Raw genomic sequence first — 23,123 nt, forward strand, 5'->3', positions numbered from 1 at the left:
CTGTTGACAAACAGCACAATAGCAACCGAGCATAATTTACCTGTCAGCGGCAGGCTAGCGCATGTAGGCGTAGCCCTCTTCCCGCTGCAACCGCACCAGTTCGGCATCAGCCATCGGTACCAGTTTGACGAAGCCGTGAATCTCGTGTGGTTCAAAGCCGTGACCCTTCGCTGCGACCCGGCACATGCGGAACTCGATCGGACCGGCGACGGTCAGGCTCTGCGCCCGTTGCATAAGCGCCATGTGCTTGTCGGCATTCTTGATCGCGAACAAGGGGATCTCGTCGCCGTGCAGCACCACGACGATCGACGCACTGAACGGATCGGCGTTGTAGATATTGTTTAGGAAACTGACCCTGTCCAACACCTGTTCGAGCGCCTTTGCATCGCGTACTGCAACGTCGTACACCACCTTTTGCGGCGAATACGCAATTGCCTCGACCTCGCCTTTGCCCCATGGTGCCTGTTCGGCCACCACGGGTAGTGAGGCCGCCGCCAGACACGCCAGCACAATGAAACTCGTTAGATAGCTTGTTCGCATCGCATGCTCCTTTTTCTCGTTCCTCGACACTGTGTCCGCGCGATCAGCGCCGGTGCGCCGGCCTGTCGGATTCGTTGAACGGGATCTGTTTGGCTTCCTTATTGGCTTGACGGGCTGACGGCCGATACACGAAGGCAATGATCGCGATCAGCAGAACAGGACCGCCAAACAGCAACAGGTAATCTAGAAAGACTTCGGTTGTCATGCGTTATTCCTCTTGGTTTGCAGGTCGTGAGGCCAACGTCGTCAACAGTCGGCCACCGCTTACTACATAAGACAAGCCAGCCCTGCCAGGTTCCAAACAAGGCTTATACCCGCGTAGGAAACGCTGGTTTCTCGAGGGTAACGGCAGGCGTTGAGTGGCTTCGCGGCCTATTTGCGCCAACGGTCGGCGCACAATAACCGCTGCGTTGCACAGGGCTTGTCACACGCGTGCACGACCGCATCCAACGATATTCGATCGCGTATCGGGTCATATCCTGTGCGGCGGATCGGGTTTCGTTCATCGCTACAGCGGTTGTCGATACCGAACGGAAAACGATGGCGGACCACGCACTTCAATGCCTACAGATAGGTTTTTGCCGTAGCCGCATCGCGGTGTTTCTGCGCCGCCCGGCCGATATCCCGCAGTTCGGCGTTCGATTTTCGTTCGAGGTTTTTGAGCTGAAAGCCCATACGGCGGTTGTTGGCGAATCGCGTTTGGTGCCGTTGCAGAAAATCCCAATAGAGGGAGGTGAAAGGACAGGCCTCGTCGCCGCTTGCCTTCTTCGGATCGAACCGACAGCCTTTGCAGTAGTCGCTCATCTTGTTGATGTAGTTTCCGGAAGCGGCATACGGCTTGGTACCGACGAGTCCACCGTCGCCGTATTGGCTCATACCCAATACGTTGGGCAAGGACACCCAATCGATTGCATCGACGTACATCGACATGTGCCAACGATGCACATCGTATGGCCTGACGCCCAACAGCATTGCGTACAGCCCGAGCACCATCAGGCGCTGGATATGATGGGCGTAGCCGTGCTCGATCAATTGCCCGACCGATTCGCTGACACAGGCCATGTCGGTCTCGGCCGTCCACATGTACGCCGGCATCGGCTGCTCAGCTTGCAGGCTGTTCATCTCGGCAAAGTTCGGCATGTAGTGCCAATAGATGCCCCGCATGTACTCGCGCCAACCCAGGATCTGCCGCACGAAACCTTCGACGGCGTTGATCGGTGCATCGCCGGCTTGGTAGGCATGCGCTGCGGCATCGACCGCCTCGCGTGGACTGAGCAGATGCAGATTTATCGCTGCCGACAGGCGCGAGTGAAACAGGAAGGGTTCACCGCGCACCATGGCATCCTGGTAGGTGCCGAACGAAGGTAGGCGGTGTTTGATGAAATCGTTGAGTGCCCGCTTGGCCTCGTCGCGTGTCACCGGATAGTGAAAATGCTCCAAGGCACCGGGGCTACCGCCAAAACGCCGCTCGACCGTCTTCATCACCTGCTGGGTGACATCGTCGGGTCGAAACGCGGTCGGTCGTTTGATATCCCCCGGTCCGCGCGCACCGAAGCTCTCGCGGTTCTGCTTGTCGAAGTTCCAATCACCACCGACCGGTTTGCCGTTGTCGATGAGTACCCGGTGTTCACGACGCATCTGCCGGTAGAAGTTTTCCATCAGCAGTTCTTTGCGACCGCGCGCATGTGACGCGAAGGTTTCGCGATCGCAGTAGAAATGGCGGTCTTCGCGCACGTCGAGGCAACAATCCAGGCTGCCGGCCGTATCCCGAAGCATCTGCAACACCCGGTAATCACCCGGCTGACAAGCAATCAGTTTGTCCGGCCGGGTCTTGTGTACCCAGCGCGTCAGTTCGTCGCTGAACGTCCCGCGATTGTTGCGATCGTCCAGCGTGCCGTAGTGCACGCGTGTACCTTCAGCGGTGAGTTCGTCACGAAAGTGGCGCATTGCTGCAAAGAACAACGTCAGTCGCTGCTTGTGCTGCGGCACGTAGGTCGCCTCTTCGACCACCTCCATCATCAGTACCGCATCGTGGTCGCGATCGAAACCGTCGAATGCCGATGAATCCAAATTGAGCTGGTCGCCGAACACCACGACGAGATGGCGCACTTTGTCCTCGTAGGCCGAATTCGACAAAGTGCAGCCTCCCCTGTGCTGTTGATCGAATCAAATTGGCGTGAGCAGCGTCGACTATGGCGCGCGCGTCTGAGAGGAAAAACTAACCGAAAACGGGGGAATAATCTGGACACCCGCTTGCTGCCTCACGCCACCGACACTGCCGGCGCTCGCCTCGCCGGAGGGCAAGTCACTGCAGGCGTGCTTTCTCGCTCAATTCGGTACCGGTACGATAGGGCCGATGGCTGTCTCTGCTTAGCGAGACACCCACGACACAGATCGTCCGGGGAGTTGATTGGTCAGATGTCCGACTCGAAAAAGATCGCCGTGATCGCCGGTATCGGCGATGGCCTGGGCTTTCACCTGTCCACGCAACTCGCCGCAGCCGGTTACCGTGTTGCAGGCCTTGCGCGCAGTGCGGCTGCCGGAGAACGCCTGTCGGCTGAAATCGGCAACGATCGTTTCGTGGCGATTGGGTGTGACGTGTCGGATGCCGAACAGGTCGATGCCGCCGTCAGCCAGGTCGAACAACACTTCGGTCAACCGGCCGTCTACATCCATAACGCCGCGACCTTGCATCACCAGGAGTTCCTGAACACGGCCCCGGCCGACTTCGAACTGCAGTGGCGCACCAGCTGTCTCGGCGCCGTGCACGGTGCACAGCGCGTCTTGCCGGCGATGCTGCAACACAAGGCCGGCACCTTATTGCTGATCGGTGCGACCGCATCGATAAAGGCCGGCGCCGGCTTTGCCGCCTTCGGCTCGGCCAAGTTTGCGTTGCGTGGACTGGGCCAATCGCTGGCGCGTGAGTATGGCCCCAAGGGCATACATGTCGCCCACCTGATCATCGATGGCGTGATGTGGGGCCAGCGGGCGCGCGACACCTTCCGCATGCGCGAAGATCAATGCCTCGACCCGGCTGCCGTCGCGCAGACATGCCTGACGCTGATCGAACAGCCCCGTTCCGCGTGGACGCACGAGCTGGATATCCGCCCGGATGTCGAGACCTTTTGAAGACCTGTTCAGCGATTCAGAGACCTACGCTCGACCGCCGATCACCAGGTTCGGCAACGCTTCTGTGGTGGACCGTAGTAAGCTCACCGGGCAACCCCCAATTGACTTGACCGACCGGTCACCTATACTTAGACCATGACTAACCTGACCGACACCCGGACCCGTATACTTTCCACCGCACGTGAGCTGTTTCATGGGCGCAGTTATGCGGATGTCGGCATCAAGGAAATCTGCGACCTGGCCAAGGTGCAGAAAGGCAGCTTTTATCACTTTTTTCCATCGAAACAAGACCTTGCCATGGCCGTCATCGAAGATATGGCGGACGAATGGGCGCACGGCTTCATTGCCGAGGCTTTCGACAAGGCATTGCCGCCGCTCGAGCGTCTCGACTACCTGGTCGACGCCGCCTACTACTGGCAGAAAGCGGCCAAAGACCTCGAAGGCCGGATGCCGGGTTGCCTGTTCGGCAACCTTGCGCTCGAGGTGAGCACGCGTGACGACGTGCTGCGGGCCAAGGTGCACGCGGTATTTGAGAAGGCCAGCAGCCAGTTTCACGAGACCCTGGTCGAGGCCGTCGAGCGCGGTGATATCGCCCCGCTCGACGCCGCAGCCACCAGCCAGGCGATGCTCGCCTATCTCGAAGGCGTGATCCTGCTCGCCAAGACCGGCAACGATCCGGAGATCGTCGCCCGCCTGGGCCCGGCGATCAAAACGCTGCGCATCGAGCTGAAACACGACAACTGAAATCCCAAAAATGGGTTTTCATTTGGCCGGCGACTAGACCGACCGGTCATCTATAACGCGTCTGCAAGACGCACAACGGAGGGAAAGACGTATGACCGACAACCTGCACACCCTGGATGCCCGTGGGCTCAATTGTCCCCTGCCCATCCTGCGCACCAAGAAAGCCATAGCAGCCCTGCAGTCGGGCGACATTCTGCAAGTGACCGCGACCGACCCGGGTTCGCTGAAAGACCTGGATTCGTTCTGCAGCCAGACCGGCCACGAGATGCTGTCGAGCGAACAGGCCGACGGCGAGTTTCACTTCCGCATTCGTAAGGCCTGAAGCCAGGGAGTTTCACCATGCAAAGCAGTACTGCCGTTAGCGAGATGTCTGATGCCAAGCTGAACGCCTGGTTCGACCAGCGGTTCGATCAGCGCATGGCCGCCATCGATGCCGCCAAGACGCCGGCGATGACGATCATCGCGACCAAGGGCACACTCGATATGGCCTACCCGCCCTTCATCCTCGCATCGACCGCCGCGGCGCTCGGTTGGGATGTTTCGATCTTCTTCACCTTTTACGGCCTCGAACTGTTGAAGAAAGATCTCGACCTCAAGGTGACCCCGCTTGGCAACCCGGCCATGCCGATGAAGCTGCCGCCGAACAGCGGTTGGTTGCAGGGCAAGGCGCTGAACATTCCGACGTCGTTGATGACGGTACCCGGGTTTCAGTCGATGGCAACCAACATGATGAAGAAGACGATGGACCACAAAGGCATCGCGCGCATCCAGGAACTGCGCGACTTGTGTGTCGAGGCCGAGGTGAAGCTGATCGCCTGCCAGATGACGGTCGACCTGTTCGACTATGGCAAGGATGCCTTCATCGACGATATCGAAGAGTGGGTCGGTGCGGCGAGTTTTCTACCGCGTGCAGCAAAAGCCGAGGTAAATCTGTTCGTCTAAGGAACCTGGAGGGAGGGGCATTGCCCCTCCCTTTTTCACCTTTGCCGAACGCGATGTTCGTCAGAACGTGACGTTCACACCGGCATAGATCGAACGTCCCATGCCCGGTACGCCGATGCCCCACGGTATGCCGTTCAGGCTCATGGTCGAGCCCTGTCCGGTATAGGCGCCACCGGTCGGCAACACGTAGAACTTGTCGAACATGTTTTCGACACCGAGGTCGACCCTCACCTGCTTCCACGAGTGACTGAGCCGCAGGTTGACCAGGCCATAACCATCGGTCTCCACTTCGTTGCGCACGTCGGAGACGTTGTCCTTGCTGTCGACCAACACCCATTCGAGGCTGTTGTCCCAACCGCCCAGCTTGTGGGTCAGCGTCAGGCGTCCGTTCAACGGCATGATGTTGTACAGATCGTCGCCGGTATCGCGATTCTCGCCATCGGTGTAGTTGACCAGCGCCTTCAGGCCCCACTCACCCCAATCGTTGCGGCCGAGCACCATCTGCCCGGACAGGTCGAGTCCATAGATCCGTGCCGATTGGTTTTCGAACTGCAGCACATTGAACTGATCCGCCGACCAACCGGTCAGCCGAACGGCATCGATGTAGTCCTCGATGCGCGTGTAGTACGGCGTTGCTTTCACCTGCCAGCTACGATCCGCGGCGTGCCAATCGAAGGTTGCCGATACCGTGTACGCCTTTTCCGGGTCGAGGTCGATGTTGCCGATGTAGCCGTTGCCATCGCCGACGAAGTTGTTCATCGCCGCGGCCATGCCCCAGGTCGACCACGCATAGCGCTCATAGAGATTCGGCGAGCGTACCTTGCGTGCAACACCGAACTCGATATCCAGATTGTCGCTATGGGCGTATCGCGCAAGCGCCGTCACATCCACGTTGTCGTCGGTGCGCTCATGCTCCTGCGCATTGAACGCGGCAGCATCGACAAGCTGGTTGCCCGGCGCCGGCATCACAATGGCATAGCCGTGCACATCGTCGGCGTCGGTCGTCACCCGCTCATAGCGCACGCCGAGCAAGGTCATCCACGAGGCATTGAGCTGTGACTCCCATTCAGCAAACAGCGCAGTGCGATCACGCTCGCCGTCGTTGATGTTGAGAAAGGTCTCCGGCCACATACCGCCGCCGGACGGCAGCCAGTAATCGTCGAGCCGGTAGCGTTGATACTCAGCGCCGACCCTTATCAGATCTTCATCGGTCAGATCGTATTCACCTTGCAACGTCACGCCCGTGGTTTCACTCTCGGTGTACATCGGCATGCCTGCCGCGCAGGTCATAAACCCGACCGGCGAACAGGGCGTGCCGATCTCGGGGGCTGCCGGCGGTTGCGATAGCGGACCGTACCAGAAGCGTTTGTCCGGGCCGAAGTCCATGAAGTGATCCACACTCTCGTGGTACACGCGCGCCTCGAGTTCGCCCCAATCGAATCCACCGGTCCATCCGAGGCTGACGCGTTTCTGCTCATTGTCGAGCAGGTCCATGCGCTGGTTCGGGTAGAGTTGCTCGGGCATGTTCTGGTAGCCGAGCTTGGCCTCGAACAGATCATCGCCCGCCTTCACCGCGAGGTTGAGCGTGTGGTTCTGCGTTTCATAGGCCGTCGACCCGACCTCGTCGAGCGGCAGTTCATGCCCGGGTACGCCGGTCGCGGTCGTCGTCTTGAAATCGTCACCGGCGGTGTAGTTGTTGGCCTTGCTCCAACTGCCGCTGTATCGAATGCTGAAGGCTTCAGTCGCAAAGGTCGCGCCGGCATTGCCGCCGAACGCATCGTTGTTGCTGCGGTAGAAGGTACCGACCTCGCCTTTGACCAGATTACCCTCGCCCGGAGACGCGAACTCCGGCGCCACCGTTTCGGCGACGATGCTGCCGCCAATGCTGTCACCGCCGAGACTGACCGGCGAGATGCCCGAATACACCTGCAGACTGCCGACGTTGCTCGGCTCGATATATGACAAGGGCGGATTCATGTGGTTGGGGCAGGACGATATCAGGTCCATGCCGTCGACCTTGATCCGCAGACGGTCATCGGCAAGACCGTGAATGGCCGGCAGGCTGGATACTCCACCTGCGCCGTTCAGGTTCACGCCCGGCACATCACGTAGCAGCGTGGCCGTGTCGTTGGTTGCCGGTTGCAGAAACTGCAGCGTGGATTGATCGATCGCTGTGCCGGTGCCTGCACCCTCTTCTACCGGCGTGTCTTTCACCGTGATGGTATCGAGGGTCATCTCATCGGCATGGGTGGCTGTGGTGCCGCATGCGAGCGCGACGCAGATCGCGAGCTTTGTGCGCGCAAAGGTGTTGAACGTAATCGTGTTGTTCATAGTCTCTCGGTCCTGAAGTTTGCATGGACCGACTGCAACCACTGTGCTTGCCTTGGTGTTGCCGCGGGTAACGACAGGCACAAGCGCTGAACGCGTCTCAACGAGAGTCGCGTCGACAGTTGCAGCCGGTTGAACTTAAGCGATGGGCTTCAGGTGAGACGTGGTGGCGCGCGCGTGGCGTATGCCGAGAAATGCAGCGTTCTGTGCGGCGTGTCGGCGGTTTGATCCAACACGGCGACGGAATACAGGTGAACAGGCAACGGCGTGAAAGGCGGACTGATGCGGGCCGCGCCGGCCATCTGGAACAACTTGAGGGCCGAGCAGTGTTCCGCATCGGGCTCGGCTGCAGCTGTATCAATGATCGAAGGCAGATCGATCTTGACCAGCTTCTGACCCTTCAGGGTACACACGATCACCGTCTGTCCCTGGGTGTTGTGTCCAACCATGGGCGTAACCAGGTACGCCAGGATCGGTTGCATCAGGAATCCGGCGATCAACAGCCACGCAACGGCCGCTCGCGATCCCCTCGCAGGGAACCGGCGCGTTGTAGCGTGACGTGTCGACTTCATGGCTTACTGATCGCGTTTTTTTGTGCAATTGGGTGATTCCGCTGTAAGCATGGGATCACCCCTTGGCGGACCGATTATGTTATCTCGTCGAGATGCACGCAATCAGACTTTGCCAATGCCGGTAGAAGTACGTAGTTTCATTGAAGCCACACCCTGTCTGGGTTAGCGTTCAGCTTGATCTCTGTTAACTACGCTGGCTTACAACCCATGCTCTATCTGCCCTCTGAATTCCCGCAGGACCAGGAGCTGTGCTACCTGAACCACGCCGCGGTAGGTCCGTGGCCGCGTCGCACTGCACAGGCTGTCAGTAACTTCGCGCAACAGAATATGACGCGCGGTGCGGCCGACTACCCGCAATGGCTCACAGTGGAAGAACGCCTGCGCAAACGTATCGCCTGGTTGATCGATGCCGACGACACGGCCGACATCGCGCTGGTCAAGAACACCTCGGAGGGACTGTCGATCGTCAGCCAGGGGCTCGATTGGAAAGACGGCGACCAGATCGTCGGGCTGGCCGGCGATTTCATCTCGAACCAGATGCCCTGGGAGGTACTCGGCGAGCAGGGTGTCAGCTATGTGCCGATCGATGCGCTGAGCAGCAAAGACCCGGAAGGTGCACTGATCGACGCCCTGAAAAAGAAGACGCGCCTGCTGGCGATCAGTACCGTGCATTTCGCCACCGGCTACCGCTTCGATATGCAGCGGCTCTCCGAGGCCTGTCGCGCCAAAGACGTGTTGCTGTGTGTCGATGGCATCCAAAGCTTCGGCGCGCAGCGTTTCAGCCTCAAGGACACACCGGCCGACTTCGTCACCGCCGGCGGTCACAAATGGCTGCTGTCGCCGGAGGGTTTGGGATTCTTCTATTGCCGCCCCGAATTGCGCGACCGCCTCAGCCTGCATCAGTTCGGTTGGGCCATGCGCGACGACACCTACGCCTTCGAATCGACGAAATGGGAACCGGCGCATTCTGCCCGTCGGTTCGAACCCGGCACGCCGAACATGATGGGCATCCATGCGCTAGAGGCCAGTCTGAGCCTCTTCGAAGAGGTCGGCTTCGATTTCATCGAACAACGCTTGGCCGACAACATGGCGTTATTGCAGAACGCCTTGACCGAGATCCCGGGGGTGAAACTGGTAACGCCGGGCAAGGCGCGCAAAAGGGCCGGCATCATGACCTTTACCCACAAAAAGAAACCCGCCGGGTCGCTGTATCCGGCGCTGATGGATGCCGGGGTGATTTGTGCGGCTCGCGGCGGCGGCATCCGCCTGGCGCCACACTTTTATACGCCGCAAGGCGTGATCGACCGTGCGGTGAATACAATTAGTCAACTCATCCAAACTCTATAATTTAATTTCTGAGCTATTGTTTTATCTATTTTATTAGTACCATCTAATAGGAAAATAAAAATAGTACAGACATATTATTTTTATCAATGAAACATTGCGTCCCATTTTGAGGTCTATACTTGGTAACGACTCATGTAAGGCCCTCGAAAGATGCGAGATCTGTTGAGATGGCTGTACGACAAAGCCACTCATTGGCTGAAAAAAGAAGATCCACCGTCGCCGATTCCGCTGTGCGATTTCAATCGGCTCGGGTTCGAACTTCGCACCGGCGACGTCATTCTGGTCGAGGGACGCAGTCGTGTCTCAGAAGTCATCAAGCTCATCACCCAAAGCCCGTGGAGTCACTCCATCCTGTATGTCGGTCGTCTGTACGACATCAAGGATCCGGACCTGCGCGCCGTCATCTCCTATCACTATGACGGCGATCCCGAAGACCAGCTGATCATCGAGGCGATGATCGGCCGCGGCACGATTGTCTCGTCACTGAAGAACTACAAGCACGACCACCTGCGCATCTGCCGGCCCGCGGGACTGTCGCCAATCGATGCCGAGGCCGTCGTCGGCTACGCGGTCAAACAACTCGGTTGGGACTACGACGTGCGCCAGATCCTCGATCTCGCGCGGTTCTTCTTTCCCTGGAGTTTCCTGCCGCGACGCTGGCGTTCGAGCCTGTTTCAACACAATGCAGGCAAGCCGACACGCACGGTGTGCTCCACCCTGTTGGCCGAGGCCTTCAATGCCGTCGACTTCCCCATCCTGCCGTTTATCGACCGGGCGGACGATGGCAGCGTACGTTTCCGCAAACGCAATCCGCGTTTGTTCGCACCGCGCGATTTCGATTACTCACCTTACTTTTCGATCATCAAGTACCCGTATCTCGGCATCAACGATGTCGGCGTCTATCACCGCCTGCCGTGGACCGAAGGCGATCTCTACAACGATGAGACGCGCCCGTTCAACCCGGTGCCGAGCAAAACGATCAAGCAGGCGACCGAACCGGTTGCCGAACCGCTCGACGAGCAGGTCGACGAGGTGCTGGTGATCGAAACCACAACCGAACTCGAATCCGACGACGAAGAAACCCTGGCACCTGTGCCGCCCGTACGCCGTACCTACGGTCTGGGTTTCCTGAAACGCAGAGGGTAATGGTATGGGCTTTGCAACACTGGTTTTGAGCATTGCGGTGGTCTGGGCGCTGGCCTATTGGGGTGCCGGTACCGGCGTATGGGTTGCGGCGCTGGCTGCGCTGCTCGCCGTGACCACCATCGGCACGGAGTTGAGCGGATGGGTGGTCATTCCCCTCTGGGCGGTCGCTGCCGCAGCCGTCCTGTTGCTTGGTGTGCCCGCCATCCGACGCCGCTACATCACGGCGCCCTTGTTCCATCAGTTCCGCAAAGTCATGCCGCCGATGTCATCGACCGAACAGGAGGCGCTCGAAGCCGGCAGCGTATGGTGGGACGCCGAGTTGTTTACCGGCAAACCCGATTGGCAACGCCTGCTGAATATGCCCAAGCCGCACCTGAGCGCTGAGGAACAGGCTTTTATCGACAATGAAACCGAGGTGTTGTGCAGCCTGCTCGATGACTGGCGCATCACGCACGAAGACCGGGATCTGCCGCCCGAGGCCTGGCGCTACATTCGCGAGAAAGGCTTCTTCGGGCTCATCATTCCCGAAGAGTTTGGCGGCAAGGGATTCTCGGCACTGGCACATTCCGAGGTCGTCATGAAGATCGCCAGCCGCAGCGTCACCGCTGCGGTGACGGTCATGGTGCCGAACTCGCTCGGCCCGGGCAAGCTGCTGCTGCACTATGGCACCCGCGAACAGAAGCAGCACTATCTGCCACGTCTGGCTCAAGGTGACGACATACCCTGCTTTGCCCTGACCGGCCCGGATGCCGGCAGCGATGCCGGCGCCATCCCTGATCGTGGCGAGGTGTGCTACGGCGATTGGCAGGGCAAGCGCGAGCTTGGCGTACGCCTGAACTGGGAGAAGCGTTACATCACGCTCGGCCCGGTATGCACCCTGCTCGGCCTGGCGTTCAAACTGTATGACCCGGATCACCTGCTCGGCGAGCAGACAGAATTGGGCGTGACCCTGGCATTAATACCGCGCGACACACCCGGTGTGCAGATCGGTGAACGCCATATCCCGCTGGATATCCCCTTCCAGAACGGACCGAACGAAGGGCATGACGTGTTCATCCCGATGTCGCAGCTGATCGGCGGCAGCGAATACATCGGTCAGGGCTGGCGCATGCTGGTTGAGTGTCTCGCCGAAGGCCGCGGCATCTCGCTGCCGGCACTGAGCGTGGGTGCCGGCAAGACCGTCAGCCGCTTTACCGGTGCGTATGCGGCGATCCGCCGTCAGTTCAACATGCCGATCGGACGTTTCGAAGGCATTCAAGAGCCGCTGGCGCGCATCGCCGCCCTCACCTATCAGATGGACGCCGCGCGCACCCTGACCCTCGGCGCGTTGGACATCGGCGAAAAGCCGTCGGTGATATCGGCCATCGTGAAATATCACCTGACCGAGAAGTACCGCCGCTGCATCAACGATGCGATGGATATCCAGGGCGGCAGCGGCATCTGCCTCGGCCCTTCCAACCTGCTCGGCCGCGCCTACCAGGCGATACCTATCGCGATCACGGTCGAAGGTGCAAACATCCTGACGCGCTCGATGATCATCTTCGGCCAGGGTGCTGTGCGTTGCCATCCGTGGGTACTCAAAGAATTCCAGGCCGTACAGAACCCGGACCGAAAACGCGGCCTGGCCGACTTCGATCACGCGATCTTCGGTCATGTCGGTTTCGTGCTCGGCAATGTCGCGCGCAGCCTGTTCCTTGGCCTGACGCGTGGCCGCTTCACGCGCTCGCCGGTACAGGGACCGACGCGTCGTTATTTTCAGCAGCTCAACTGGATGAGCGCCGCGTTCGCCCTGAGTGCCGATGTCGCGATGATGACTCTAGGCGGTGCACTGAAGCGCAAGGAGCGTTTGTCGGCGCGTCTCGGCGATGTACTCAGCGAGTTGTACCTGACCTCGTCGGTGCTCAAGCGTTTCGAAGACCAGGGGCGCCCTGAAGAGGACCTGCCGCTGGTGCAATGGGCGTGCGAGAACTCGCTGTACCACATGCAGGAAAGCCTGCGCCTGCTGTTCCGCAACCTGCCGTTCCGCCCACTTGCATGGCTGCTGCGCCTGGTCGTATTCCCGACCGGCTCGCCCTACACCGAACCCAGCGACCTCGTCGATCGTGACGCGGCGCAACTGGTGATGACGCCGGGGGCGGCGCGCGACCGACTGACGCAAGGCATCTACATCGGCCACGAGCATCATTCACGTCAGGCCGACTACGAGCGCGCCTTCGCCCACGCCGCCCGCGTCGAGCCGATTGAGAAGACATTGCGCGACGCCAAGCGCGCCGGCCTGTTGCGCAGCAAGCACGCCGCCGACCGCATTAATGAAGCGATCGAGCAAGGCATCATCACGCAGGAAGACGCCGACGCGCTGATCGAGATGCAGGCATTGCGGCGCGACGTGATCATGGTCGACAGCTTCGCCGACTACGGCAAGCAATACGCAAGACAACCCAAGGGTTCAAAGAAACCCGCGATCTATGCGGTGTGACATCGCCACATGAAGAAAGGCCGGACTGACCGGTCGCAGTGACAGGAGGATTGAGATGAGTGACGCAGACATCAAGCCGGATGGCGGGCGACTGAAAGGTCGCGCCGTCTACGTGGTCGACGGCACACGTACGCCGTTTCTCAAAGCGCGCGGCAGGCAGGGCCCGTTCACCGCGTCTGACCTGGCGCTGGCCGCAGGCAGAGCCCTGCTCAACCGCTGCGGCATCACACCTGAACAACTCGATCAACTGATCCTGGGTTGTGTGTCGTCCGGAGTAGACGAGGCCAACATCGGTCGCGTGGTTGCCCTGCGCCTTGGATGCAGCGAGAAGATGCCGGCCTGGACGGTGCAGCGCAACTGCGCATCGGGCATGCAATCGATCGAGAGTGCCGCCCTGGACATCGCTACCGGGCGCTCCGACCTGGTCATGGCCGGCGGTACCGAGGCCATGAGCCACCACCCGGTCATGCTCAACAGCCTGATGGTCAACTGGCTTGGCGCCTGGAGCCAGGCGCGTTCACTCGGCGCACGCGGCCGGGCCCTGATGCAGCTGCGCATGCAGCACTTCAAGCCGGTCATCGCGCTGCTACGCGGCCTGACCGACCCGGTGGTCGGGCTTTCGATGGGGCAGACCGCCGAAGAACTGGCAGAGCGCTTCGGCATCGACCGCACGATGATGGATGGGTACGCGGTGCGCAGTCACTTGCGTCTCGCCAAGGCGTTCGACGACGGCCATATGAATGAGATCGAGCCGTTGTACGACGCAGACGGCAATGTTTACGAACAGGACGACGGCGTGCGCGCGGACTCATCCGTCGAGGCGCTTGCCAAGTTGCGCCCGGTGTTCGACCGCCCGGTCGGACGGGTAACCGCCGGCAACAGCGCGCAGGTCAGCGACGGCGCAGCGATGTTGTTGCTGGCCTCGGAAGGCGCAGTCGAACGGCATGACCTGCCGGTGCTCGGGCGCATCGTCGACAGTGAATGGGCCGGCCTCGATCCGGCGCAGATGGGGCTCGGCCCGGTGCATGCCATGGCGCCGATCATGCAGCGCCAGGATCTGCAGACCGAAGACATCGGTACCTGGGAAATCAACGAAGCCTTTGCCGCCCAGGTGCTCGCCTGCTGCCGGGCCTGGTCGTCCGACGACTATGCACAACAACAAATGCATCTACCCGCGGCGTTCGCGCCCATCGATGAAGAACGTCTGAATGTGGATGGCGGCGGCATCAGTCTCGGCCATCCGGTCGGTGCGAGCGGCGCGCGCATCACCCTGCATGCACTGAAGGTTATGCAACGCAATCAGCAACGCCTCGGCATGGCCAGCCTGTGTATCGGCGGTGGCCAGGGCGGTGCCCTGTTGCTGGAGAACACGACACTGGGAGCAGGCGCATGAACGAGTACTTCGCGATTGAGAAAGACGAGCGCGGTATCGTCTGGCTGACGATCGACAAGGCCGACAGCCAGGCCAACGTGCTCACCGAAAGTCTGCTTGAGGCATTCGACCATGCCTTGGTGCAGGTCGCGCAGATGCATCCGAAGGCCTTGGTGATTCGCTCGGGCAAGGCGTCCGGTTTCATCGCCGGCGCCGACGTCAAGGCGTTCGCCAACGTGCCGGGCGTGGCCTCAGCCGAGCAACACATCCTGCGGGTTCACGAGATACTGCATCGCCTCGAATCGATGGCCTTTCCCACGGTCGCCGCGATACATGGCTTTTGTCTCGGCGGTGGCCTGGAGTTGTCGCTTGCCTGCGACTACCGGGTATGCGCCAACGATGAGGCGACCCGGCTCGGCTTTCCGGAGGTCAAACTCGGCATCTTTCCCGGCTATGGCGGCAGCGTACGCAGCACGCGTCTGCTCGGCGACCTGAAGGCGTTGGAACTGATGCTCGGCGGGCGTACCGTCAGCGGCCGAGCGGCGAAGAAGATGGGGTTGGTCGGCATGGCCGTACCGCTGCGCCAGTTACGTTCGGCCGCGATCGATCTGGCCACCCGTCAGCCCAGGGTAAGTCGTGCCGGTTGTTTCAAACGCCTACCGGCAATGGCACCGCTGCGCCCGCTCGTCGTGCACTTCATGACACGTGAACTCGACAAGCGCATACGCCGCGACCACTACCCCGCCCCGTACGAACTGCTCGATCACTGGCGTAACACGGCCGGCGACGAACCGGCGATGTATGCCAGCGAAGCAAGCCGAGTCGCACGCATGATCAACGCCACCGAGGCGCAGAACCTGATACGCGTGTTCATGCTGCAAGACAGGTTGAAAGCCGAGGGCAACAAGGCCGATTTCGACGCCAGACAGGTGCACGTAATCGGCGGCGGCGTGATGGGTGGCGATATCGCGGCCTGGTGCGCCTTGCGCGGTATGCGCGTCACGCTGCAGGATCGCGCGCCGGAGTATCTCACCCGCGCGGTCAAGCGCGCCCATCAACTGTTCGCGCGCAAGCTCAAAGATCCGTACGCGCGCCAGGCCGCCGTCGACCGGCTGATGCCCGATCACCGGGGTGACGGCGTGCGCACCGCGGACGTCGTGATCGAAGCGATCTTCGAAGACATCGACGCCAAGCGCCATCTATACGCCGAAGTCGAACCGCGTATGAAACCCGATGCCGTGTTGGCGACCAACACATCCAGCATCCCGTTGGCGGTGCTGGGTGAACACCTCGAACGGCCGGATCGGCTGGTCGGCCTGCACTTCTTCAACCCGGTGGCCAAGATGCCGTTGATCGAGGTAGTGCACGACCAACGCACCGATCCTGCGATGATCAAACGCGCCACTGCCTTTGCGCGCCATATCGACAAGCTGCCGCTGAAGGTGCGCAGCACGCCGGGCTTTTTGGTCAACCGCGTGTTGATGCCTTACCTGCTCGAGGCGGTCGAACTGATCGAGGAAGGTATCCCGGCGCCGGTGATCGACCGCGCCGCGATGGGCTTCGGCATGCCGATGGGTCCGATCGAACTGGCCGATACGGTGGGTCTCGATATCTGCCTGTCGGTGGCCGGCAAGATGGCCGAGGCGCTGCACAACCCGGTGCCGCAACAACTCGGTCGCTTGGTCAACGACGGTCGGCTCGGCCGCAAGTCGGACCATGGTTTCTATGCCTGGAAGGATGGCAAACCGATCAAGGAGCTCGGCAAAGAACCGGTGGCCATGTCCGACGACGATATCAGCGACCGCCTGATCCTGCGGCTGGTCAACGAGTCGGTCGCCTGCCTGCGCGAAGGCGTGGTCGAAGATGAAGACCTGCTGGATGCCGGCGTGATATTCGGTACCGGCTTCGCACCGTTCCGTGGCGGACCGATGCACTACGTACACAGTCGAGGTACAGAGGCCGTGCAGAAACGCCTGCACGAACTCGAAGACCGCTTCGGCGAACATTTCCATGCCGATGACGGCTGGGGGGCGATCGCTTAGCGAAACACAGGTGGTTGGGAGAACACGTCATGCTTCATGAACAACGCATAATAACCATGGAACACGCGCCGACCCTGGCCGACGTATTTCACGAACGCTGCATCCGCACACCCGGCGGTGTCGCCTACGTGCAGCATCGTGATGGCGAATGGCGCAGCTTCTCCTGGGAGCAGACACGCGACGAAGTCGCGCGCTGGCAGACTGCATTGATCGACGAGGGACTGCAGGCCGGCGACCGGGTCGCGATCATGTGCAGCAACTGCTGGGAATGGGTGCTGTTCGATCAGGCGGCACTCGGGCTCGGCCTGGTCACGGTGCCGATCTACACCAACGACCGGCCGGACAACATCGCGTGGATACTCGAAGACTCAGGTGCGAGTTTTCTGCTGCTCGAGTGCCTGGAGCAGTACCGCAGCCTCGAAAATCACAGCAAAGAGCTGTCCAAACTCAAGCGTGTGGTCTGCCTTCAGGGGTGCGACCAGGCGAACGTCGGCAATTTCGCGTCGATCAACGACTGGCTGGGCGAAGCCACGCTGCCCTATTGTTGCCAGCCCGGCGACGCCGACAGCATGGCGACACTGGTCTACACCTCGGGTACCACCGGGCGACCGAAAGGCGTCATGCTCAGTCACCGCAATATCATCTTCAATGTGCAGGCGGCGCTAAAGGTATTCGACGTGTTCGAGCACGACATCCTGTTGTCGTTTCTTCCGTTGTCACATGCCTTCGAGCGCACCGTTGGTTACTACCTCGCGATGACCACCGGCTCGGCCACGGCCTACAACCGCTCGATACCGCAACTCGCCGACGATCTGACCGAGGTTCAACCCAGCCTGATGATCTCTGTGCCGCGGATCTTCGAACGTGTATATGCCAAGATCACCAGCCAACTGGCGAAAGCCTCGCCGCTGAAGCGCAAGCTGTTCGACGCGGCCGTCGATACGGGCTACGCCCATTTCGAGTATCGCCAGGGCCGCGCCGGCTGGAGACCCTCGTTTCTGATCAGGCCGCTGCTCGATTTGCTGGTTGCGCGTAAGGTGCGGGCGAAGCTCGGCGGGCGTTTGCGCTTCACCGTGTGCGGCGGTGCGCCGCTGCCGCCGAACGTGGCGCGCCTGTTCATCGGCCTGGGGATACCGGTTGTACAGGGCTATGGCCTGACGGAAACCGCCCCGATCATTGCCGCGAATCCGCTCGATAAGAACCGCCCGGAGTCGGTCGGTATCCCGTTGCCGGGTATCGAGGTACGGGTTGGCGACAACGACGAACTGTTCACCCGCAGCCCGAGTGTGATGCTCGGTTATTGGAACAATGCGGAGGCGACTCAACAGATCATCGACGCCGAAGGCTGGCTGCGCACCGGCGACAAGGTCGGTATGTCGAGCAGCGGCCATGTCACCATCACCGGCAGGCTGAAGGACATCATCGTGATGGCCAACGGCGAGAAGGTACCGCCGAGCGATATGGAGAACGCCATCGCGCTCGATGAGTTGGTGGATCAGGTGCTGGTTATCGGCGAAGGCAGACCTTATCTGAGCGCCTTGGTAGTACCCAACCCCGAGGCATTCGAACGGGTTGCCAGAGAGCTGCATCTCGATCCGGCCAACGAAGACACCTGTTGTGACGAGAACGTCCGCTCGTTGTTTCTGCGCCATGTACAGGATCGCATCGCGGCGTTCCCCGGTTATGCACAGGTACGCGGCCTGGCGGTGGTCAAAGAGCCATGGACACCGGATAATGGCCTGGCAACCCCGACACTGAAGTTACGCCGTCGTGAAATTCTCGAGCGGTATCACGAGATCACCGAAAAACTCTATGCAGGACACTGAACGCGCCGGCGAACGCGAACTCACGTATCGCGTCGTCGCCATGCCCGCCGACACCAATGCCTACGGCGACATCTTTGGGGGTTGGCTGATGTCGCAGGTCGATATCGCCGGCAGCATACTCGCCATTCGCGAGGCCGAGGGTCGGGTCGCGACGGTCGCAGTCAAAGAGTTCCGTTTTCTCGCGCCGGTCGCCGTCGGCGACCTGATCAGTTGCTATGCCGAAATCCGTCGTGTCGGCCAGACCTCGATTACCGTGCACGTGATCGCCGAGGCCTGCCGCCAGCTCGAGGCCAATTGCGTCAAGACGGTTGCCGACGCCACCCTGGTTTACGTCGCCCTCGGCGACGATGGCCGACCCCGCCCGCTCAACGATACCGCGTGATTGACTGACATCGGTCAATGCCCGAGGTGCGTCATGTACACTAGGGTCAATCACAACATCTGGAAAACCTCAGGGAAATCTGCGAATGAACCGCACTTTGCGCACCACCTTGCATGCAGTCATGATTTTCGTCGGCAGTGTCGGCTTCGCGACGACCGGTCTGGCCGAGGGTATCGCCGACCAGGTGACGGTGACCGATCCTTACATCCGGGCGGTTCCCCCGGTGGTCAAAACCTCGGCTGCCTTCATGCAGTTGCAAAGCAGCGATGCAAGCGAGCGTTTCATGGTCGGCGCGGCCACCCCGATCGCCGGGGCCGTCGAGCTGCATATGCACACCATGGACGACGGCGTGATGCGCATGCGCCGTATACCGCACATCCATCTGCCGTCGAACAAGCTGGTCGAGCTCAAACCCGGTGGCCTGCACGTTATGCTGTTTGATCTCGGCGAGCCGCTGAAGGTCGGCGACAAGATCCCGATGACGCTCGAATTCGAAGACGGCTCGACCAAAGAGATCACCGCCGAAGTGCGCCCCGTCGAAGCGATGATGAAGCACTAACGCATCCATTTAAGCGATCTCTGATGATCGCATGGCCGCCGGGCCAGGAATTCGTCGCAATTTGGAATCGTCGTTCATGGCGGCGACCCCGCGGCGTTGTTATGCGCGGCGGGCTGGGCTACATTCGGCATCAGCGGGCGGATCCGCACCACCTCGATAATAAATACCACAGCAATTGGGAGTGAGTTATGTTGAGAAAGCTTCTCGCCGCGTCGCTTGCCGGCGTGTTCCTGCTTGCCGCCGGAAATGCCCTGGCGGAAAAAACCTACCGTTTGCGCCTCGCCGAGACCTGGGGACCCAACTTCCCGATCTTCGGTGACACCACCAAGAACCTGGCCGCCCAGGTTGAAAAGATGTCCAACGGCCGACTCAAGATCACGATCGACTCGGCCAACAAGCACAAATCGCCGTTCGGTGTGTTCGATATGGTCAAGGCCGGCCAGTACGACATGGGCCACTCAGCCTCGTACTACTGGAAAGGCAAGGACCCGAACACCCTGTATTTCACCAGCATGCCGTTCGGCATGACCGCGCCCGAGCAGTACGCCTGGTTCTATTACGGCGGCGGTATGGAACTGATGGAAAAGGTCTACTCGAAGCACGGCCTGCTGTCGTTCCCCGGCGGTAACACCAGCAACCAGATGGGCGGCTGGTTCCGCAAAGAGATCAATTCGGTTGCCGATCTGCAGGGCCTGAAGATGCGTATCCCGGGCTTCGCCGGCGAAGTGCTCGCCAAGCTCGGTGCCAAGCCGACCAACATTCCGCCGGGTGAGCTGTACACGGCGCTCGAGCGCAACACCATCGACGCCTTGGAATGGGTCGGCCCGTCGCTCGACCTGCGCATGGGCTTTCAGAAAATTGCGCCTTACTACTACACGGGCTGGCACGAGCCGGCAACCGAGCTGCAGTTCCTGATCAACAAGAAGGCGTGGGACAAGCTGCCGGCCGACCTGCAGGAGATCCTGCGCATCGCGATGCGTGCCGCGGCCTACGATATGTATGCACAGTCGTACCACGAGAGCGCGGTGAACTGGGCCACGATCAAGAAAGACTATCCGGATGTGCAGGTGAAAACCTTCCCCAAGGAAGTCATCGACGCGATGCGCAAAGCCAACGACGAACTGATCTCGCAGTTCGCCGCGGCTGACCCGCTGGCCAAGGAAATCAGCGATTCGCAGGCCGACTACATGGCCAAGGCACGCGCCTGGACCGAGATCTCCGATCAGGCCTACCTCAACAGTATCGCTGAATAAGCGAGTGCCTCGCGGCATCTGATACCGGGAAGGGGTGCCAATGGGCTACCATTGGCACCCCGACTCGTAGCAGAAACCCTCAACGATGTGTGCCACACTGCTCGCCGCTGAACGGTTTTTCAACCGCTTCTCCGACATCATCGGAGCCATCTCAGCCGTGTTGTTGCTGTTGCTCGTGCTGAACGTCTTCTACGACGTGATCATGCGCTACTGGTTCAACGACGTATCGATCGGCATGCAGGAACTCGAATGGCACCTGTATTCGATGATCTTCCTGTTCGGCGTCGCCTACTCGCTCAAGGCCGACGGCCATGTGCGCGTCGACGTGATCTACGAACGATTGAGCGTGCGCGGGCGCGCGATCATCGACATCCTCGGTACCGTGCTGCTGCTGTGGCCGTTTTGTTTTCTGGTGACCGATTTCGGCATCGACTTCGCCCAACAGGCCTACGAGATCGGCGAGAAAAGCGGCGACCCGGGTGGTCTGCCGCACCGCTGGATCATCAAGAGCATGATCTCGGCCTCGTTCATCTGCGTGCTGATCAGCAGCCTCGGCTTCATTCTGCGCGCCATCAACGAATTTTGCGGGCTCGAACAACCGCACGACTATGACGCTTTCAAACCGTGAACCGACTGCTGGATAACGCGCAATGATCGGCCTCATCATGTTCTTTGTCGCGCTGTTCCTGCTGCTGGCAGGTTACCCGGTTGCGTTCACCTTTGGCGGCATCGCCGTCGTCTTCGCCATCATCTACGGCTTCACATCGGGTGAGTTCGAGACCATCTCCGATGCGTGGAGCATGTTCTCGTTCATGCCCTTCCGCATCTACAGCATCATGGAGAACACGGTGCTGATGGCCGTACCGCTGTTCATCTTCATGGGCATCGTGCTGCAAAAGACGCAGCTTGCCGAGCAGTTGCTCGAATCGATGGGGCGCTTGTTCGGCACCATGCGTGGCGGTCTGGCGGTGTCCACCATCCTGGTCGGCGCATTGCTCGCCGCCTCGACCGGCGTGGTCGGTGCCAGCGTGGTGGCGATGGGTGTTATCTCGCTGCCGGTCATGCTCAAGTATGGCTACAACAAGCCCCTCGCCTGCGGCGCCATCTGTGGTGCCGGCACGCTTGGTCAGATCATCCCGCCGTCGATCATCCTGATCATCCTCGGCGATGTGTTGGGTATCCCGGTCGGCGATCTGTTCCAGGCCGCGGTGATCCCGGGCCTGATGCTGGTCGGCGTGTATATCGTCTACGTGCTAGGCGTCGCCTACGCTAAGCCCCAGCTCGCCCCGGCCATCCCGTTCGAACATCGCGAACAGGAAAGCGTCGGTAAACAATACCTGACCGCACTGGTGGCCGTGGTGCCGCCCTTGCTGCTGATCATCGTGGTGTTGGGCTCGATATTCGCCGGCATCGCGACGCCGACCGAATCGTCTGCCCTCGGCGGTGTCGGCGCCATTGTGCTCTCGATCGTCTACGGCAAGTTTTCATGGAGACTGATCTACGAGAGCTCGCTGGAAACGGTCAAGATCACCGCCATGGTGTTCGCAATTCTGCTTGGCGCCACGGCCTTCTCGATGGTGTTCACCTACACCGGCGGCGACATCATCGTCGAGGAGTTCCTGCTGCAGTTGCCCGGCGAAAAATGGGGCTTCCTGATCTTTTCGATGGTCATCATCCTGCTGTTGGGCTTTTTCATCGACTTCGTCGAGATCTCGTTCATCGTCGTGCCGATCCTCGCGCCGATTGCCGAAACCCTCGGCATCAGTATGTTGTGGTTCGCCATCCTGATCGCAATGAACCTGCAGACCTCGTTCCTGACCCCACCCTTCGGCTTCAGCCTGTTCTATCTTAAAGGGGTCGCCCCACCGGGCCTGAGAACAATCGACATCTATCGCGGTGTCGTGCCGTTCATCTTCATGCAGGTGGCGATCGTCATATCCATACTGATATTTCCGCATTTGTATGGGCTGGATTGAATGTTCACGGCGTGGAGCGCGTTACGGGCATGATCGAGTCAAAACAGCAAGTACTGGACAGCTTTCTCAAAGCCGCTGAGGCCTACCTGGCCGAACCCACCCTCGTCAACGGCATCGACCTCGACGATGCGACCGTTACCCTTAAACGTTATGTGCTGTCGGAGCTGCACGATCAGGCGACGGCAATTGAACTCGCCAAGATTCCACCACTCGTCAAGCATCTCGAAACGACTGTGGTTTCTCAGTTGATCAGCGAACTGAGGCAGCGTTTGCAAGGGTGAGTTACCCGTGAAGCGAGTTTCCGCGTGCTCCTTCTCATATCGCGATTGCCGATCAGCCACGACGTATCCATGCGACAATCGCATAGGTACAGTCAGGTAATGTTTTCGATTGTCTACCCGCAAGCAGTATCGCGGTAACAGGAAGTAAGCAACAAATGGAACTTGAGACAAACCGATCAAGCAGATTGCCGCCTATCCAACACTCGTT

The 23,123-nt window shown here is 60.2% G+C and carries 21 protein-coding genes; 16 read left to right on the top strand and 5 right to left on the bottom strand.

The window, feature by feature from the left end:
- Positions 1–54: 54 nt before the first annotated feature.
- From B1781_RS11795 to B1781_RS11805, 3 genes are all read right to left on the bottom strand, one after another.
- Positions 55–540: a DsrE family protein gene (locus B1781_RS11795; RefSeq protein ID WP_078119858.1), complete on the bottom strand. Its 486-nt coding sequence runs from the start codon at positions 538–540 to the stop codon at positions 55–57.
- 43 nt (positions 541–583) lie between these two features.
- On the bottom strand, positions 584–745 hold the full coding sequence (locus B1781_RS11800; RefSeq protein ID WP_078119859.1) for a cbb3-type cytochrome oxidase subunit 3: 162 nt from the start codon (positions 743–745) through the stop codon (positions 584–586).
- Positions 746–1,104: 359 nt separating this feature from the next.
- On the bottom strand, positions 1,105–2,676 hold the full coding sequence (locus B1781_RS11805) for a cryptochrome/photolyase family protein (protein ID WP_078119860.1): 1,572 nt from the start codon (positions 2,674–2,676) through the stop codon (positions 1,105–1,107).
- Between the two features lie 282 nt (positions 2,677–2,958).
- Here B1781_RS11805 and B1781_RS11810 point away from each other — a divergent pair, with 282 nt between their 5' ends.
- From B1781_RS11810 to dsrE2, 4 genes are all read left to right on the top strand, one after another.
- Positions 2,959–3,669, top strand: a complete 711-nt coding sequence (locus tag B1781_RS11810) for an SDR family NAD(P)-dependent oxidoreductase (protein ID WP_164513362.1) — start codon at positions 2,959–2,961, stop codon at positions 3,667–3,669.
- A 135-nt stretch (positions 3,670–3,804) separates the two neighbouring features.
- Positions 3,805–4,413 carry a TetR/AcrR family transcriptional regulator gene (locus B1781_RS11815; protein ID WP_078119862.1) on the top strand — a complete coding sequence of 203 codons (609 nt, stop codon included), beginning with the start codon at positions 3,805–3,807 and terminating at the stop codon, positions 4,411–4,413.
- A gap of 91 nt (positions 4,414–4,504) precedes the next feature.
- On the top strand, positions 4,505–4,735 hold the full coding sequence (locus B1781_RS11820; protein WP_078119863.1) for a sulfurtransferase TusA family protein: 231 nt from the start codon (positions 4,505–4,507) through the stop codon (positions 4,733–4,735).
- A gap of 128 nt (positions 4,736–4,863) precedes the next feature.
- Positions 4,864–5,355, top strand: coding sequence for a sulfur carrier protein DsrE2 (gene dsrE2, locus B1781_RS11825; RefSeq protein ID WP_334223986.1), 492 nt, complete (start codon positions 4,864–4,866; stop codon positions 5,353–5,355).
- 60 nt (positions 5,356–5,415) lie between these two features.
- Here dsrE2 and B1781_RS11830 read toward each other — a convergent pair whose 3' ends face one another.
- A complete protein-coding gene (locus B1781_RS11830; RefSeq protein WP_078119865.1) occupies positions 5,416–7,686 on the bottom strand; it encodes a TonB-dependent receptor plug domain-containing protein in 2,271 nt (756 codons plus the stop codon).
- A gap of 149 nt (positions 7,687–7,835) precedes the next feature.
- On the bottom strand, positions 7,836–8,165 hold the full coding sequence (locus B1781_RS11835) for a hypothetical protein (protein WP_125932049.1): 330 nt from the start codon (positions 8,163–8,165) through the stop codon (positions 7,836–7,838).
- A 297-nt stretch (positions 8,166–8,462) separates the two neighbouring features.
- Here B1781_RS11835 and B1781_RS11840 point away from each other — a divergent pair, with 297 nt between their 5' ends.
- The 12 genes from B1781_RS11840 to B1781_RS11895 all read left to right on the top strand — a co-directional run bounded on the left by B1781_RS11840 (position 8,463) and on the right by B1781_RS11895 (position 22,915).
- The gene (locus tag B1781_RS11840) at positions 8,463–9,602 is read left to right on the top strand and encodes an aminotransferase class V-fold PLP-dependent enzyme (RefSeq protein WP_078119867.1); all 1,140 of its coding nucleotides are present in this window, start codon (positions 8,463–8,465) and stop codon (positions 9,600–9,602) included.
- 150 nt (positions 9,603–9,752) lie between these two features.
- Entirely contained in the window at positions 9,753–10,748 is a 996-nt protein-coding gene (locus tag B1781_RS11845; RefSeq protein WP_078119868.1) for a C40 family peptidase, read from the top strand.
- Between the two features lie 4 nt (positions 10,749–10,752).
- Positions 10,753–13,224, top strand: a complete 2,472-nt coding sequence (locus B1781_RS11850; RefSeq protein WP_078119869.1) for an acyl-CoA dehydrogenase — start codon at positions 10,753–10,755, stop codon at positions 13,222–13,224.
- A gap of 55 nt (positions 13,225–13,279) precedes the next feature.
- The gene (locus B1781_RS11855; RefSeq protein ID WP_078119870.1) at positions 13,280–14,617 is read left to right on the top strand and encodes an acetyl-CoA C-acetyltransferase; all 1,338 of its coding nucleotides are present in this window, start codon (positions 13,280–13,282) and stop codon (positions 14,615–14,617) included.
- Positions 14,614–16,638, top strand: a complete 2,025-nt coding sequence (locus B1781_RS11860) for a 3-hydroxyacyl-CoA dehydrogenase NAD-binding domain-containing protein (protein WP_078119871.1) — start codon at positions 14,614–14,616, stop codon at positions 16,636–16,638. The genes B1781_RS11855 and B1781_RS11860 overlap by 4 nt, the downstream gene beginning before the upstream one ends.
- Before the next feature lie 29 nt (positions 16,639–16,667).
- Positions 16,668–18,464 carry an AMP-dependent synthetase/ligase gene (locus B1781_RS11865; RefSeq protein ID WP_078119872.1) on the top strand — a complete coding sequence of 599 codons (1,797 nt, stop codon included), beginning with the start codon at positions 16,668–16,670 and terminating at the stop codon, positions 18,462–18,464.
- A complete protein-coding gene (locus B1781_RS11870; protein WP_078119873.1) occupies positions 18,451–18,846 on the top strand; it encodes an acyl-CoA thioesterase in 396 nt (131 codons plus the stop codon). Before B1781_RS11865 ends, B1781_RS11870 begins: the two co-directional genes overlap by 14 nt.
- Before the next feature lie 85 nt (positions 18,847–18,931).
- The gene (locus B1781_RS11875) at positions 18,932–19,405 is read left to right on the top strand and encodes a copper chaperone PCu(A)C (protein WP_334223701.1); all 474 of its coding nucleotides are present in this window, start codon (positions 18,932–18,934) and stop codon (positions 19,403–19,405) included.
- 188 nt (positions 19,406–19,593) lie between these two features.
- Positions 19,594–20,658 (top strand): TRAP transporter substrate-binding protein, encoded by a 1,065-nt coding sequence (locus B1781_RS11880; RefSeq protein ID WP_078119874.1) that lies wholly within the window; start codon positions 19,594–19,596, stop codon positions 20,656–20,658.
- Between the two features lie 85 nt (positions 20,659–20,743).
- The gene (locus B1781_RS11885; RefSeq protein ID WP_078119875.1) at positions 20,744–21,286 is read left to right on the top strand and encodes a TRAP transporter small permease subunit; all 543 of its coding nucleotides are present in this window, start codon (positions 20,744–20,746) and stop codon (positions 21,284–21,286) included.
- Positions 21,287–21,308: 22 nt separating this feature from the next.
- Positions 21,309–22,634, top strand: coding sequence for a TRAP transporter large permease (locus B1781_RS11890; protein WP_078119876.1), 1,326 nt, complete (start codon positions 21,309–21,311; stop codon positions 22,632–22,634).
- A gap of 29 nt (positions 22,635–22,663) precedes the next feature.
- Positions 22,664–22,915: a hypothetical protein gene (locus B1781_RS11895; protein ID WP_078119877.1), complete on the top strand. Its 252-nt coding sequence runs from the start codon at positions 22,664–22,666 to the stop codon at positions 22,913–22,915.
- Positions 22,916–23,123 lie beyond the last annotated feature (208 nt).

This window comes from Thiosocius teredinicola, from assembly GCF_002009425.1.
Lineage (GTDB): Bacteria > Pseudomonadota > Gammaproteobacteria > Chromatiales > Chromatiaceae > Thiosocius > Thiosocius teredinicola.